Origin of the sequence: Pantoea eucrina (genome assembly GCF_002095385.1) — a bacterium.
In the GTDB taxonomy this organism is placed as follows: domain Bacteria; phylum Pseudomonadota; class Gammaproteobacteria; order Enterobacterales; family Enterobacteriaceae; genus Pantoea; species Pantoea eucrina.
Map to the genome: position 1 here is coordinate 98,628 of NZ_MIPP01000004.1, position 14,120 is coordinate 112,747.

General features: G+C 57.2%; 12 protein-coding genes. 1 reads left to right on the forward strand and 11 read right to left on the reverse strand.

What is annotated here, in order from left to right; all coding sequences use genetic code 11:
• Nucleotides 1-28: 28 nt before the first annotated feature.
• From HA43_RS03685 to HA43_RS03725, 10 genes are all read right to left on the reverse strand, one after another.
• Complete coding sequence (locus HA43_RS03685; protein WP_094111004.1) at nt 29-676, reverse strand: hypothetical protein; 648 nt, start codon at nt 674-676, stop codon at nt 29-31.
• A 6-nt stretch (nt 677-682) separates the two neighbouring features.
• Nucleotides 683-3,286 carry a type VI secretion system ATPase TssH gene (gene tssH, locus HA43_RS03690; protein WP_094111005.1) on the reverse strand — a complete coding sequence of 868 codons (2,604 nt, stop codon included), beginning with the start codon at nt 3,284-3,286 and terminating at the stop codon, nt 683-685.
• A 302-nt stretch (nt 3,287-3,588) separates the two neighbouring features.
• Complete coding sequence (locus HA43_RS18815) at nt 3,589-3,729, reverse strand: hypothetical protein (protein WP_158086428.1); 141 nt, start codon at nt 3,727-3,729, stop codon at nt 3,589-3,591.
• Between the two features lie 54 nt (nt 3,730-3,783).
• Nucleotides 3,784-4,275 (reverse strand): Hcp family type VI secretion system effector, encoded by a 492-nt coding sequence (locus HA43_RS03695; RefSeq protein WP_094111006.1) that lies wholly within the window; start codon nt 4,273-4,275, stop codon nt 3,784-3,786.
• Nucleotides 4,241-5,941, reverse strand: a complete 1,701-nt coding sequence (locus HA43_RS03700; protein WP_190289155.1) for an OmpA family protein — start codon at nt 5,939-5,941, stop codon at nt 4,241-4,243. The genes HA43_RS03695 and HA43_RS03700 overlap by 35 nt, the downstream gene beginning before the upstream one ends.
• Nucleotides 5,941-6,591, reverse strand: coding sequence for a type VI secretion system protein TssL, short form (tssL, locus tag HA43_RS03705; RefSeq protein WP_094111007.1), 651 nt, complete (start codon nt 6,589-6,591; stop codon nt 5,941-5,943). Before tssL ends, HA43_RS03700 begins: the two co-directional genes overlap by 1 nt.
• Nucleotides 6,588-7,925 carry a type VI secretion system baseplate subunit TssK gene (gene tssK / locus HA43_RS03710; protein ID WP_094111008.1) on the reverse strand — a complete coding sequence of 446 codons (1,338 nt, stop codon included), beginning with the start codon at nt 7,923-7,925 and terminating at the stop codon, nt 6,588-6,590. The genes tssL and tssK overlap by 4 nt, the downstream gene beginning before the upstream one ends.
• Before the next feature lie 14 nt (nt 7,926-7,939).
• Nucleotides 7,940-9,487, reverse strand: a complete 1,548-nt coding sequence (tssC, locus tag HA43_RS03715; RefSeq protein WP_094111009.1) for a type VI secretion system contractile sheath large subunit — start codon at nt 9,485-9,487, stop codon at nt 7,940-7,942.
• Between the two features lie 32 nt (nt 9,488-9,519).
• The gene (tssB, locus tag HA43_RS03720; RefSeq protein WP_094111010.1) at nt 9,520-10,017 is read right to left on the reverse strand and encodes a type VI secretion system contractile sheath small subunit; all 498 of its coding nucleotides are present in this window, start codon (nt 10,015-10,017) and stop codon (nt 9,520-9,522) included.
• Nucleotides 10,018-10,349: 332 nt separating this feature from the next.
• The gene (locus HA43_RS03725; protein WP_039380478.1) at nt 10,350-11,054 is read right to left on the reverse strand and encodes an MgtC/SapB family protein; all 705 of its coding nucleotides are present in this window, start codon (nt 11,052-11,054) and stop codon (nt 10,350-10,352) included.
• 413 nt (nt 11,055-11,467) lie between these two features.
• Here HA43_RS03725 and ddlA point away from each other — a divergent pair, with 413 nt between their 5' ends.
• Complete coding sequence (ddlA, locus tag HA43_RS03730; protein ID WP_094111011.1) at nt 11,468-12,562, forward strand: D-alanine--D-alanine ligase; 1,095 nt, start codon at nt 11,468-11,470, stop codon at nt 12,560-12,562.
• A 7-nt stretch (nt 12,563-12,569) separates the two neighbouring features.
• Here ddlA and HA43_RS03735 read toward each other — a convergent pair whose 3' ends face one another.
• Entirely contained in the window at nt 12,570-13,988 is a 1,419-nt protein-coding gene (locus HA43_RS03735; protein WP_094111012.1) for a GGDEF domain-containing protein, read from the reverse strand.
• Nucleotides 13,989-14,120: the final 132 nt, after the last annotated feature.

Here is a 14,120-nt window from a genome sequence, read left to right on the forward strand (position 1 = left end):
CTCTTACCATACTCTCAGGCAGATAAAATTAACCTTTTAAACCATTAAAAAAACATCCACATAACTCGTCAAACTCAGGAGGGTTTTCTTTATGTATATTGCAGGCTCTTTCAAAGGGAGCAACAGTATCTTTAACAATAAAATAGAGTAAATCCAGATTACCCATGCGCCTTAGTCTGGAGTAAATGACCGGATTAGCTGACTCAAGATTTCTTGATGTATAAATTGCTCTCGATGCTTCGCTACCAAGGTATAATAGTGAGCCAATTATCGTGCCAGCGAATATAGCATTTGTAGCATTAGCTGTCAGAGCACGTCCCAGATTGACACCTGTCAGATGGGAGAGAGACAATCGGCCCATAATATTAACGCCAGTTTTGTCTGCAACATCCCTTACCTTTTCAAAATTAATTCTTGAAGTAAAATCATCAATAAAAACGCTGACGATTTTCTCAACAACCTCTTTCCTGAAAACGCCCCGCTTAACTAACTCTGCTATCCGATATTTATCGTTACTGTTATTTCTGCGATGTTCAGTATCTATGTAATCATAACTCAGGTAAGCCATGCTTACCGAAAAAGAAATAAATCCTTTGGTGAAATTCACCAATAGTCCTGAGTCATCAAGATTAATCGCATCAAGCATATCTCTGGCAATCTTTTTTGTACTGTCCATAAGTTACTATTCTCTAAACACCAGCACGAAACCTTCATCTTCTGTCCACGTCATAGATAGCTGCTGCGGACAAGAGCCCGCCGCCTGCCAGGCGAGGATTTGCCTGCTCACAACCGGCAAAATCTGCTGGCTGAGCAGGCTGTCAACGTTGCGCGCGCCAGTATCCGGCAGCAGGCAGGCGGCGGTGAGGGCATCACAGAGCGCGTCTGTGATATCCGTATGCAGGCCGTAGTGACGCTGCAGGCGCTCTCTGACCTTCTCAAGCTTCGTTTCAACGATGATACGCATCGTGTCACGGCTCAGCGGGCGGTAAATTACCGTCTGGAAGCGTGCCAGCAGTGCCGGCTGGAAATGGTCGCGGATAATCGGGCGCAGCAGTTGCTGCAGATCCGCCTCGCTGGCGTCCGGCTGTTCACTGAGCAACCGCATTAGCGCGTCGCTGCCGAGATTGGAGGTCATCAGGATAACCGTATTGCGGAAATCAATTTCCCGTCCCTCGCCGTCGCGCATAAAGCCCCGGTCAAATACCTGATAAAACAGGTTAACCACGTCGCGGTGCGCTTTCTCCACCTCATCAAGCAGGATCACACTATACGGGTGCTGGCGCACTGCTTCGGTCAGTACGCCGCCCTGACCATAGCCCACGTAGCCCGGCGGTGAGCCCTTGAGCTGGCTCACCGTATGCGCCTCCTGGTACTCGGAGAGATTAATGGTGATCAGCGACTTTTCGCCGCCGTACAGCGTGTCAGCCAGCGCCAGCGCCGTCTCTGTCTTACCAGTTCCGCTGGTGCCCACCAGCAGAAACACGCCCAGCGGGCCGTTCTCAGCGGTCAGCCCGGTTTTCGACGCCCGCAGTCGCTGTGCGATGGCATTCAGCGCTGCCGGCTGGCCTGCCACGCGGGTTTCCAGCGTCTTTTCCAGTGTCAGCAGCGCCGTCTGCTCATTCTTCATTAAGGAAGAGATCGGTACGCCGGTCCAGTCGGCAATGACGCCCGCTACCGCACGCGCGTCTACGTCCAGCGTGATCAGCGGCTCACCCTGCTGCAGCGTCTGCAGGGCAGAGTGTAACGTGCCACGCCTGACGTTCTGCGTCGCGTCCTGACGACAGGCCAGCAGCGTCTCCATCATTTCGCGCTCGGCCTGGTAACGCAGCTCCAGCTGTTCAAGACGTTCCTCAGCGCGGGCCAGCTCGCTTAGAATGTCATGCATGCGCCCTGCCTGGACGGGACCGCCCAGCGCTTCATCATCCAGAATGGCGCGTTTTTCAACGTTCAGCGCGTCCGTGCGGGCACGTAACCGCGTGATGGCTTCCGGCACCGTATCCTGACTCATACGTACGCGGGCGCTCGCGGTATCCAGCAGGTCTACTGCCTTATCAGGCAGCTGTCGTCCGGTCAGGTAACGCCGGGAAAGCGTAACGGCCGCGCGGACGGCGGCATCGCTAATATGTACGTCATGATGCTCTGCGTAACGCGATTTCAGGCCTCTGAGCATCAGGCAGGCGGTTTCATCATCCGGTTCATCAACTTTTACCCTCTGAAAACGACGTTCCAGCGCGGCGTCCTTTTCGAAGTACTGCTTGTACTCGCTCCAGGTGGTAGCCGCGATGGTACGTAGCTCGCCACGCGCCAGCGCGGGTTTGAGCAGGTTAGCCGCATCTGCGCCACCGGCCTGATTACCGGCACCGATGAGGGTGTGCGCTTCGTCAATGAATAGCAGCACCGGTTGCTCCGTCTGCTGTATCTCAGTAATGATGGTTTTGAGGCGCTGCTCAAACTCGCCCTTTACGCCCGCCCCCGCCTGCAGCATACCGAGGTCAAGCGTGCGCACGCTGACCCTGCTAAGACTCTCCGGCACGTTGCCTTCGGCAATGCGCAGCGCCAGTCCTTCCACCAGCGCAGTTTTGCCCACGCCCGGCTCGCCCACCAGAATCGGGTTGTTCTTGCGACGGCGGGAGAGAATATCCACCATCTGGCGGATTTCATTATCGCGCCCGTATACCGGGTCGATCTTGCCGTCGCGCGCATCAGCAGTCATGTCGCGGGTAAAGCGGAGCAGCGCCTCTGAGACAGCGGATTTTTTTTCTCCGGTAAGATCGGACGGCTGAACGGTGATATCCGGTATACGCTGAGGCTCCGCCTGGCTTTCATCCGATTGCGCATCCAGCAGCGGGCGCAGCGACGTTATCCGGGGCCGATCCAGGGTAAGAACCGGCCAGAGTGCAGCACAGCACATCAGCCCGTGATGATCGGCCATGGCGAGCAGCAGGTGCAGGCTGCGGATACGCTCCTCCCCGGCCATCGAGGCAGCCAGCCAGGCCTCCTTCAGCAGATGGTGCAGGCGGGCCGACAGCGCTGGCCGGCCACACACCTGACGTGGCCGATCGTTGAGAAAGCTCAGCAGATCCTGCCAGACGTCATCCATGTCCCACTCGTAGCGACGTGCGATGACCGTGATGTCCCCTTCTCCCTGCTCCAGCAGTTTAAGCAGCCAGTGCTCAGGTAATATTTCTGCATGTGCGCGGATCTGGCACAGTGAGGCAGCGGCCTCCAGCGCACGCGCGCAGAAAGGGTTAAGCCGGCGCAGCAGCGCTGCAGACGCATGTTCCATATATTTTCTCTCCGTTTCAGGCACGCTACCGCCCCTGGCCGTTCACCGAGGCCCATAAGGCTTAAAAACAGGATTGGCTGAGCGCTGGTGTAAAAACGCTCACTGAACGTGGCGACAGGTGTCGCCACAGGGGGGTTAAAAACTGTGGCCGGGGTGCTCTCTTTTATTGATATCAATTGGCCGGGTGACGCTGTTATCCAGAATGACGTGCCAGCAGGAGCTGCCCGTATCCGGTTGCAGTGTCATATGCCAGCGGGCATCACCGCCGCCATTTGGCCCCGCTTTCCGGTGTGGTCCGGCAATCACCTTGAGCGTACCGCTGCAATAAGCATCATTAGCTGGGAATCGATGGCACACGCTTTTTCAATCAGGCGTTCCGTATAGTTCTTGCTGAAACGCGGATCCTTCTGCCAGTTGGTTGCCCAGTTAGCGAGATGCGACATAACGCCTCCATTTGCAGGTGCTCAGAGCACAACGCCCTGAGCAGAGTGAATCAGTTACGCGGTAGCGCGTTCGTTCCAGGAATCGGAGTGGATGATGTTGCCTTCTTTATAGGTCCAGGTGATCTTTTCGTAGCGCAGCTCAACGTGCTCCAGATGGTTGTGCTTCTCCTTTGCCGGATCTTTGGTGTCGTGCATCACCGGATTCACCTTCACCACCTTCACGTTCTCAAGCTTTGTGTTGAAGTACTCAACTTCCTGACCCGCGTCGTTGATGCGATACCATTTGAACTCCGCCGATTTCAGAGTTTGTCCGGTGGTTACCGCTTTATAGAGATACGGGCTTGACGCGTCGATTTCTTTAGTGAGCAGAAAGGGCGTATGAATACGGGTGCCGGTCAGCTTGCCGGTATTGTTGTCGGTAGGGATGTACAGGTTATGCTTCTGCGCCACCACCTCAATGCTGCCCTCGCGACTCTTTACATCTACAGACCCTTTGATGTCCGCTCCGCCATCATTCTTCAGCCACAGATAAACCGGAATTGCCATGGTATTGCTCCTTTTCAGATTGAGAATGGCCATCATCCTGCGATGACCGGGTGGGTCCGTCCGCTACGTGACAGGCGTCAGCCTGCGGTACCAGACTGATTTCGACGCGACGGTTACGCGTGCGCCCCGCCGCCGTGTTGTTGGCGGCAAGCGGGCGGTCATGACCGTAGCCCTGCACCGCAAAACAGCTCTCCGGCACGTCGCCGGTATCGCGCATCCAGTTGCGTACGGCTTCGGCGCGTCTCAGTGAAAGCAGCTGATTACCCTGTGCACTGCCGGTGCTGTCGGTGTGACCGGCTATCACAATCAGCCAGCCGGGCCGGGCCTTAATATTCACCAGCGCATTGATCAGCACCTTGCCGGAACCCGCTTTTAGCGTTGCCCTGCCCGATTCAAATAGCGACAGGCTGTCAAGGCGCACCGTTTCTGGCCCCTGTACGACCTGCCGGATAACCGGGGCCGGCGGCGGGGGCGGTGCCCAGCGGTGTATGGCCGCATTCACCGGTGCGGTCAGCCGCATGCCCTGATAGAGCCCCATACCAAACCGCATCGGCTCACCGCTGCGCTGCCACTCATCCAGCAGCGCGCGATCGCGGATAAGCGCATTGCGCGCAAGGGTTTTCGCCGCCATGGCGTCATCAGGCAGGCTGCGCCACAGGTCAAGGTGATCGGTCACGCTGCGTATGAGGCGCTGGTTGTGAATGAAAGAAAAAAGCATGGCGAGTGCCAGAAACAGACCCAGCATCAGGCCAGCTATGCGCAATTTGCGTAGCCAGCGGCTGATACCCGGCCGCCGCGCCAGGCCGGACAGAAGGCGATCCGGCAGCGGTAGTGAAAGCGGGGATTCGTTGTTTTCAGATGAAAGCGTGGTCAGCCCGGCAACATGCTGCTGCCACAGGTTGTCCGCCAGCGCCGGCGATGGCGTCAGGCAGAGACCGATCTGGCAGGGGCGCGCTGAGTGCGAAGCGGCAAGCTGCCCCGCATACCACTGCATCACGCTTTGCAGCCTGAGCGCGTGGTGAACAGAGTGCGCATCCTGTGCTGCCCATTCACTCAGTGAAAGGCGGGCACGTTTGTCCGGATGAAACTGCAGCTCTGGATGGTCGGCCGTCAGGCTGAACCAGTATGTGCCGCTATCCCCGGACGAATTCCATATCACCGTCCGGAGCGGCGGCAGTCCGTTCAGCACGCGGCGGCACTGCAGAAATGCCCGCAGCCACGCGCACTGCTGCTGTGTAAATATCTCTGCGGAGGTGTGCAGTCCGGGGACGATTGCCAGCATTACTGACAGCTGCGGCATCAGTGACGGAGAGTGAAGAGCCAGCCGTTCCGCCAGCGCGGATAGCTCACCGGGCTGGCGAACGTTCAGATACCATCCCTGCCCGCTCTCATGGTGGTCCCGATCGCCAAACAGCAGCGCGGTGTCTCCTGTCACGAGGATCACCGGCCGGCGCCAGGTGTCAGGTGGCAGGCTGGCATCTGCAGCAGAGTGACTGTCAGAGGTGGACCGCTGCAACCGCCACAGAATAAACGCAGATACCAGCAGTATCAGTCCGCAGAACATCGCCCTGTTCAGCGGCTTCAGACCCCAGTACTCCACTACCAGCAGCAGGGCAAGTCCGCTCCCCAGCAGCACCAGGCCCTGACGTGAATCGGGTCGGAACATTACTGAGCCCCTGCAATGTGCGAGACCATATCTGCCAGCGCTGACTCCAGCACGAACCAGAGTCCGGCGAGCAGCATTACGGCCACTCCCCAGCTCAGCCAGTAAACGCGGCGTCCGGTGCGCAGACCTGCGGGCCGGATAACCAGCGGTGCATCTTCCGGCAGCGTAAACGGCGGCACCCGCGCAGCCAGCGCATTCACCACATCCTCACGGCGTTCATCATCCTGAGCGCGATAGTGCCCGACGAAACCCAGCTGCAGCGTGCGGTAAAAGCAGGTCAGAACAGCGATCTCCGGCGCTGGCTCATGCAGCACGGTACGGATGCGATCCCATAACGCTTCCCCGCCGTTCAGGGAGCCAAAAAAACGCACCTGCAGCGGGTCACGGCTCCAGCGAGCCCAGCCATCATCCTGAACTCCCCGGTTCAGTACCGCCTCATCCAGCAACACGCAGAAGGCATATAACATATGGTCGCAGCTGGCCTCGCTGACTCCGGCCTCTGACAGCGCTTCACGGGCTGACTTTACCCAGTTAACCGCCTCGCGATAGAGCGCGTCCCCGTTTTCAATTTGCTGCCCGCCTCGCAGCTGGCTCACCATCAGCCAGCCCTGAAAAAAGCGTTGCTCCGTCAGCCTGTTAAGATTATTCATGAGCGCAGCACCGCGTAGAGTTCCAGCTTCAGCTCACCCAGCGACTCCGGGGTATAAAAAGTACAGCCGCCGGAGGCAAGCATCGCCTTCGCCGCATCCGTTGAAAGATCCAGCGCAAAGTACTGGTTCTCAAGGCGCAGCGGAATAGCTGCAGGCACATGGGGTAGCGGCCGGATGGTCATACCGCTCAGGGCAATATTCACCACTTCAGAAACGTCAGCGTGGCTGCCAGCCTTGCACAGCAGCGGAAAACGCGCCTGAAGTTCGTGATTTGGCAGAGATGATCGAACAGAGAGATAAAAATCTGCCCCTTCGCGCAAACGGGCATCGTGCAGCTTTCCTTTCCACAGTACGCCCTGATTATCCAGCTCAATCGCGATAACGCGGGAAGGCAGACTCGCCTCCAGCAGCGTGTCCAGTAGCATAAAGAGCGGCGGGAAAACCTGCTCCGGCAGCTCATGCCGGTAGCGTGGGATCTCCTCCGGCGTATTGCTGAGGGAAAACGTCAGCAGGCTGCCTGCCAGCCGCACCAGCTCGCGATAAAGCAGTTCAGGATGACGTGACGGCGCGTGGTGCAGCTCTGTCAGTACCGGATCGGCGCTGTTTAGCGCATTCAGCAGCCAGAACAGGGAAACGTCGGACACGGCAAAGTCCGCCATACGCTCATTGCTTTCGCGGCGCAGCTGCATCAGATGCTGACGCCGCGCCTGCAGGCGGTGCAGCAGGTCACCCAGCCCCGTAACCAGCGCCGGACAGGCAGTCAGTGCCAGCATGGGCGGGATAAACGCCGCGTCGCGCACCCACTCTCCCTGCGCATTGCGCTTAAGACGGGCTACCGGACAGGTCAGATACGCGGCGTTTTCCTGATGCGCCAGCCGCAGCCGCAGGGCATAACGCTGCACCGCAATCTCCGTGATCTCATGACCGGCCAGTTCCTGCACGCGCTCCCGGGCGGCGATCCAGCGGCGCGGACGCTCGCTTTCGGCATCGTTGACCAGATTACCGCCGCTTGCGTTGATGAGCGGTAATGCCAGCACCACCTCCACACAATCCCGATCTGTGACGTTCGTTAAGTCACAGACTGGCGGAAGCGCATCAGCCAGGCGGGTATCAACCAGCGTGCCATCGGTAAAGCGGACGGCAATGCGCGTCGCATTCAGTTTTGAGAGTGCCAGTGCGCCGTCATCGAACTCTGCACACAGCACCCCCCATGGATGGGCCAGCGTCATCCCTGCGACAGTGCCGGCCACGTGCGCGTCCCACATCGCCTGCTGCTGGAACTGCTGCGGCGTCAGAAACGCGCCCTCTTCCCATAACGGACGGTAAATTTTCATTCCGGATGGCCGCCTTACGCTTTCGCTTTTGGCATCCGGGATACCAGTGACAGGTTGACGTCCATGCCTTCCACCTGAAAGTGCGGCACCGCAAACAGCTTCACGCGGAAGAAGCCTGGATTGTCCTCAATGTCTTCCACTACCACTTTTGCTTCACGCAGCGGGTGCGAAGCCTGCAGTGCATCGCCAGGATTTGTCATCTCCGTCACCAGCGTTTTTATCCAGTTATTGAGCTCCAGCTCCAGCAGGCGACGATCTTTGGTGGTTCCGATGTTCTCGCGCTGAATCAGCTTCAGGTAGTGCGCAATACGCGACAGCAGGAAGATATAGGGCAGGCGGGCATTGATACGGCTGTTTGCCGTAGCGTCAGCCGTGTCATACAGCGCCGGTTTCTGCGTGGAGTTTGCCGAGAAGAAGCAGGCGTAGTCGCGATTCTTATAGTACGAGAGCGGAATAAAGCCGAGGTTCGCAAACTCAAACTCGCGGGTTTCCGGGATCATCACCTCTGACGGGATTTTCACCTGGCTGCCGGTGCCGAGATCATAAAGATGAATAGGCAGGTCATCTACTGCGCCGCCCGCCTGCGGACCGCGAATTTGTACGCACCAGCCGTTGCTGATGAAACTTCTCTCCATATTTGCGGCAAAAGCGAACGCGGCGTTTACCCACAGATATTTCTCGTGGTCCGGTCCTTTCACCTCCTCCGCGTAGTTAAAACTGCGTACCGGCATGGTGTCGGGGCCCCAGGGCAGACGACCCAGCACGCGCGGCATGGTCAGGCCGATATAGCGGGCATCATCGGTTTCGCGGAAAGATTTCCACCTGATGTACTCAGCGCGATCAAAGTAGTTGCCGATATCCTTAATGGCCGCGACCTCTTCCATGGAGTCTTTCAGGAAGAACGCCGGACCTGCTGAACCGATAAACGGCATATGCGCAGAGGCAGCCACTTTAGAGATGTTGCGCAGCAGCGCGATATCCTGTGCGGATGCATCAAACTCATAGGCTGAAATGACTGCCCCAATCGGCTCACCGCCTGGCATATCGTATTCAGCAACGTAGGTCTGCAAATAGAGACCGCTCTGGACTATTTCCGGCGCATCTTCAAAGTCCTGGCGCAGGTCATCTTTCGATATGTCCAGCACGTCGAGCTTTACGTTCTGACGAAAATCGGTTTTATCTACCAGAGATTTAAGGCCGCGCCACACCGACTCAACCTTCTGAAACGCCTCATGGTGCATCACTGCATCCAGCTGACGGCTAATCTGCGCATCAAGCTCAGCAATGTGGTGATCCAGCAGATGCTTGTCGAGTTTCTCAACCTGTGTGTTGCTGCTTTTCAGACGGGTAAGCAGCACCTGTATGGCCGCGGTAACGCGCTCATCGGCCGAGGCGTCTGACAGCGCCTGACTATCCTGCCAGACGTTCAGATCGCTGAGTTCAGAGACCGGATTGAGATTAATTTTATCAAACAGCGAGGCGTAAACGCCCTCCGCTGCCGGGTGCTGCGGCACGGCGGCACTGCCCGCAGACAGGGTTTCATTCTGAACTGACATCAGGATTGTCTCTCGTATTAGTCCGTTAAGGGGAGAATTCAGTCGTGGTTACTGGCGAGGGCAGAAAGCTCGCTGCGCAGTTCACGGCTCAGGGCCGGATCTCTGAGAATGGTTTCAAACTCTTTGCGAAAGGTCGCATTGTCGAGCAGGTTGGATTTCAGATCGCGCAGCAGGTTGCGCATGGCCAGCATCACATTGAGCTGCGGGATTTGACGGGCAACCTGTTCCGGCTCGAAGTCCTTCATGCTGCGAAATGTCAGGCTGACCTGTTGTTCGCTACCGTCAGCGGCGACGGCGTCTGGTACAGCGTAATGTACCGCAGGTGAAAACTCGCTCAGCACGCTGTCAAAGTTGTTTTTGTTGACGCTGATTTTTTCGCGTTCAGAAACTACACGCTTATCTCTGCCGTTGCTGAAATCGCCTGTCACCAGCAGTTTCAGCGGCAGCTCAGTTTTCTTCTGTGTCCCGCCGGTATGCAGGTCAAGGCGCAGATTAATACGTGCTTTAGGGATCTCGTTTTGATAAGAATTGCTCATATTTACTCCTGTAAAAATGGCGAAAAAAACAGATAACCCCTCTGCTTCCTTAGGGGTATGGCGTGAATATAAAATAGGCCGGATTAATAAATCAACCGCATGGGTTAAATTCTTATAATTGATTTATATAGAAAAAAAGCGAAAATTCGACTTAAGTCATTGAAATTGATTTTTAAAACATTGTTCAGATTTATCTGAAAATTAATCGATTGTATTTTTCACTCCGCCAGGTTATGAGACCTCTGCGCAGTTAACTTGATCAGCATCTTTTAACTGTTGTTTTATGGAACAGTTCCTCGATGTAATTAACAAGCAGGTAAAACCAGACGCTTTTAATCGCGCTCCATACCGCACACCTGCCAGCGCACCGCACTGACGCCCTTCTCCAGGCTGATGCGGCTGACAAGATTTTCCAGCTGCTGGGTCAGATTGGGCTTACCCAGCACTTCGGCGCTGACCATCATGCGCTGCGAGCTGTCGATATCTTCACTCTGCAGCGACTGCAGGCGCAGATCGCTGTTGCCTAAACTGTGCAGCATCAGGCTGCGTACCTGTACCTCATCCTGCGCCAGGCAGGTGATCTGCACCGTATAGTGCTGCACCGCTTCGGCGGCCGGCACCAGCGTCTGACGGTTGATGCTCCGCGTCAGTTCGCGCAGCAGAATGTTAGCGCACAGGATGATCAGGGTGCCGATAGCCGCCTCCAGCAGTAGCCCCATGCTGCACAGCACCCCTACTGCCGCCGTGCACCAGAGCGTGGCAGCGGTGTTGAGTCCGCGCACGTTCAGGCCATCACGCATAATCACGCCGCCACCGAGAAAGCCGATGCCAGAGACCACGTAGGCGGCGATGCGCGATGCGTCATGGGCAATACCAGGTACGCTCTGCGTCATCAGTACAAACAGGCAGGCACCGGTGCTGACCAGCGCGTTGGTGCGCAGGCCGGTCATGCGCTGCCGCAACTGGCGTTCGCTGCCGATCAGCGCACCCAGAATCAGTGCTGCAGTCACCCGCAGCAGGAAAATTTTCCAGTCCATTTTATCCTCCGCATGTCAGCAGACGCTGACAACAGCTCAGAATGAAAGAATGGATCGCAGCGGGCGACGTGCTGCACGTGAGGCAGCAGATGAACAGAGGCCATTCGGGAGGGAATACGCCATCTCAACGCGCGGTTAAGACAGCGGGAACACTATCTTAGCGCGGACGCCTTTTGCGATCGTTTGGGACAGTTGTCCAAGAGAGTGCTCCTGTTAAGTAAACCGCCGCGATTTTAAGCACAGGAAGTCGCGTAATCAAACTGATTTCCCGTCTGTTTAGGGATGATTGACCGTTTTTTGCAACAGCGCGAGCACGGCAGCAGGCGCGCCGTTCTGATGCGATTTGCGCTCCCCTGACCCGGAATACGCGTGCTATCTTAGCTGCTCGCTTAACTGCAATCGGATAAGAAACAATGGCAAAACAGCGCGTAGGGATTGTCTTCGGCGGCAAATCTGCTGAGCATGAAGTCTCATTACAATCAGCAAAAAATATTCTGGATTCGCTGGACCCGCAGAAATATGACGCGGTGCTGCTGGGCATTGATAAACAGGGCCGCTGGCGGCGCTATGACGCCGGCCGCTTTCTGCTCAACGCTACGGATCCGGCGCGCATTGCGCTGCACCCGGAGGGAGAAGCCGTGGCGCTGATACCCGGAGGCGAGCGGGCGCAGTTTATCGGCTGTGAGCAGGCGGAGCCGCTGCCTCATCTGGATGTCATTTTTCCGATTGTGCACGGTACGCAGGGGGAAGATGGCTCACTGCAGGGGCTGCTGCGCATGGCGGATGTCCCGTTTGTCGGCTCGGATGTACTGGGGTCCGCAGTGAGCATGGATAAAGATTTTACCAAGCGTCTGCTGCGTGATGCCGGCCTTCGCGTTGCGCCGTGGATCAGCGTGACCCAGGCAGAGCGCGACACGCTGGACACGGCAGCGGTCATTGCGCAGCTGGGCCTGCCGCTGTTTATCAAACCGGCTAATCAGGGATCGTCGGTGGGCGTCAGCAAAGTTACCGATGCCGCTGAGTTTAACGTTGCTGCCGATCTGGCGTTCCGTTTTGACCGCAAAATCCTGATTGAAACAGGGATTAACGGGCGTGAGATTGAGTGTGCGGTGCTGGGTAACGACGCGCCGGAAGCGAGCCCGTGCGGAGAAGTAATGGTGCAGGATGCGTTCTACGCCTATGACACCAAATATATCAACGCCAGCGGTGCGCAGGTGGTAGTGCCGGCAAACATCAGCCGGGAAAACAGCGCGGCTATTCAGGCAACCGCGCTGGCCGCCTTCAAAGCGCTCGAATGTTTTGGCATGGCGCGTGTCGATGTGTTTCTGACGGATCGCGACGAGATCGTGGTGAACGAAGTGAATACCCTGCCCGGCTTTACCAATATCAGCATGTATCCCAAGCTGTGGCAGGCGGCGGATCTGAGCTATCGCGATCTGATCAGCCGCCTGATTGAGCTGGCACAGGCTCGACATCAGCAGCGTCAGCGCTTAGCCAGCACGATGTAAGCGGCGCTCAGGCCACATGACTGGCGCTCAGCGCGGCGGCGGGCGCCACCTGGTTACGTCCGTTGCGCTTGGCGCTATAGAGATGTTTGTCTGCTGCGGAAATCAGCCGGTTGATTACCTCCGGCCACTCCCGCTCGTGCCGGGCGCAATCCCACGCCAGGCCCATACTGGCCGTCACCGTCACGCTGTTTCCTTTGATCCAGAACTTTTCGCGCGCCAGCGCCTGGCGCACGGACTCCGCCAGCCGGTAGAGCTGTTCCGGCACGGCATCAAACACCACAATCACAAACTCTTCGCCGCCAAAGCGGCAGATCATGCCCTGCTGCTGCGCCACCTGTTGGATACGTCGCCCAATCTCTTCCAGCACGCTGTCACCGGCGTCGTGTCCGAAGTTGTCGTTAATGGTTTTGAAGTAATCGACATCCAGCATGATCACGCCGGTATGGCGCTGCAGAGAAAACGGCATCTGTTTCAGCTGTTCATACAGGCCGGAGCGCGACAGCTGCTGCGTCAGCACATCGACGTTTGCCCGCAGCGCCAGACGCTGATTAAGCTGACGGATAGCGTCCATACTGACCGCCACCAGCAGCGGGCTCAGCGCAACGGTCGCCACCCCGAGGCGTGCCGACGTAAGGTGGCCAATCGGCAACAGCGCGTCGTTACCCTGAATATTCATCACGCCGTGAGAAACCAGCACAATCTCTGTAATACCGGTCAGCAGGATCACCACGCTGGTGACCGGCATAGGCAGCACAATCGCACACCAGATCAGCGCCGGCACCGGAAAGGTCAGACTGCCGGCGCCGCCAATCAGCGCGCCCGCTGTCAGCGACAGCACCACGGCGAGCAGCGGCAGCAGCGTCGCCGGCGTCAGCAGCTGACGCAGAGAGACGCTGCGCAGCGGGCGGGCCAGCATAACGGGCAGCAGCATCAGCGAGGTCGAGATCTGTTCGCTGAACCAGTCAGCCCATGCGACCACAAAGCGCGCATTGAAATCGATGCCCTGCGCCCAGGCGCCCCAGGTCGCACAGGCAGCGGCCCCGAGTAAACAGGCGGGAAAAATGCGCATCGCATTGACGACCTGACTGCTGGCAGCTGGTGTCTGCAGCGGTCTGATCAGCATACAGACCGCGACAAGCGTAAACAGAATATTGGCGATATTGATCGTGACAGCAGCAAAGGCCCAGCCTGAAAATACCGTGTCGTTAAAAATCATCGCGGCCAGAGCAACAAGATAGCTGGAGGGCGTATGCAGAAAAGGCTGACGGACAATCAGCCCGGCAATCAGCGCATTAACAGGCCAGAACAGTGAAAACTCTTCAGGGACCCGCAGGTGGCTGCCAAGAAAACAGAAAAAGAGCGTAATCAAGAAAAGCGTGAGAGCATTTTTCTTATCGTTATGTTCATCAAACAGCGAAACGCGCATTCATCCGCATCCTGTAACCTGAAATCGTTGCCGCGTTGCAGTGGCACCCCCCTTTTATTGAACATCAGATCGTGCGGTGCCAATTCAGCGAACAGGTTCGGGTTTACTCTCCTGTTCGGCTGGCTAAGGCAT

What these genes read in the sequence shown, in the direction of transcription:
- HA43_RS03685 (WP_094111004.1), bottom strand. Translation starts at nt 676, where the DNA reads ATGGACAGTACAAAAAAGATTGCCAGAGATATGCTTGATGCGATTAAT.
- tssH (WP_094111005.1), bottom strand. Translation starts at nt 3,286, where the DNA reads ATGGAACATGCGTCTGCAGCGCTGCTGCGCCGGCTTAACCCTTTCTGC.
- HA43_RS18815 (WP_158086428.1), bottom strand. Translation starts at nt 3,729, where the DNA reads ATGTCGCATCTCGCTAACTGGGCAACCAACTGGCAGAAGGATCCGCGT.
- HA43_RS03695 (WP_094111006.1), bottom strand. Translation starts at nt 4,275, where the DNA reads ATGGCAATTCCGGTTTATCTGTGGCTGAAGAATGATGGCGGAGCGGAC.
- HA43_RS03700 (WP_190289155.1), bottom strand. Translation starts at nt 5,941, where the DNA reads ATGTTCCGACCCGATTCACGTCAGGGCCTGGTGCTGCTGGGGAGCGGA.
- tssL (WP_094111007.1), bottom strand. Translation starts at nt 6,591, where the DNA reads ATGAATAATCTTAACAGGCTGACGGAGCAACGCTTTTTTCAGGGCTGG.
- tssK (WP_094111008.1), bottom strand. Translation starts at nt 7,925, where the DNA reads ATGAAAATTTACCGTCCGTTATGGGAAGAGGGCGCGTTTCTGACGCCG.
- tssB (WP_094111010.1), bottom strand. Translation starts at nt 10,017, where the DNA reads ATGAGCAATTCTTATCAAAACGAGATCCCTAAAGCACGTATTAATCTG.
- HA43_RS03725 (WP_039380478.1), bottom strand. Translation starts at nt 11,054, where the DNA reads ATGGACTGGAAAATTTTCCTGCTGCGGGTGACTGCAGCACTGATTCTG.
- ddlA (WP_094111011.1), top strand. Translation starts at nt 11,468, where the DNA reads ATGGCAAAACAGCGCGTAGGGATTGTCTTCGGCGGCAAATCTGCTGAG.
- HA43_RS03735 (WP_094111012.1), bottom strand. Translation starts at nt 13,988, where the DNA reads ATGCGCGTTTCGCTGTTTGATGAACATAACGATAAGAAAAATGCTCTC.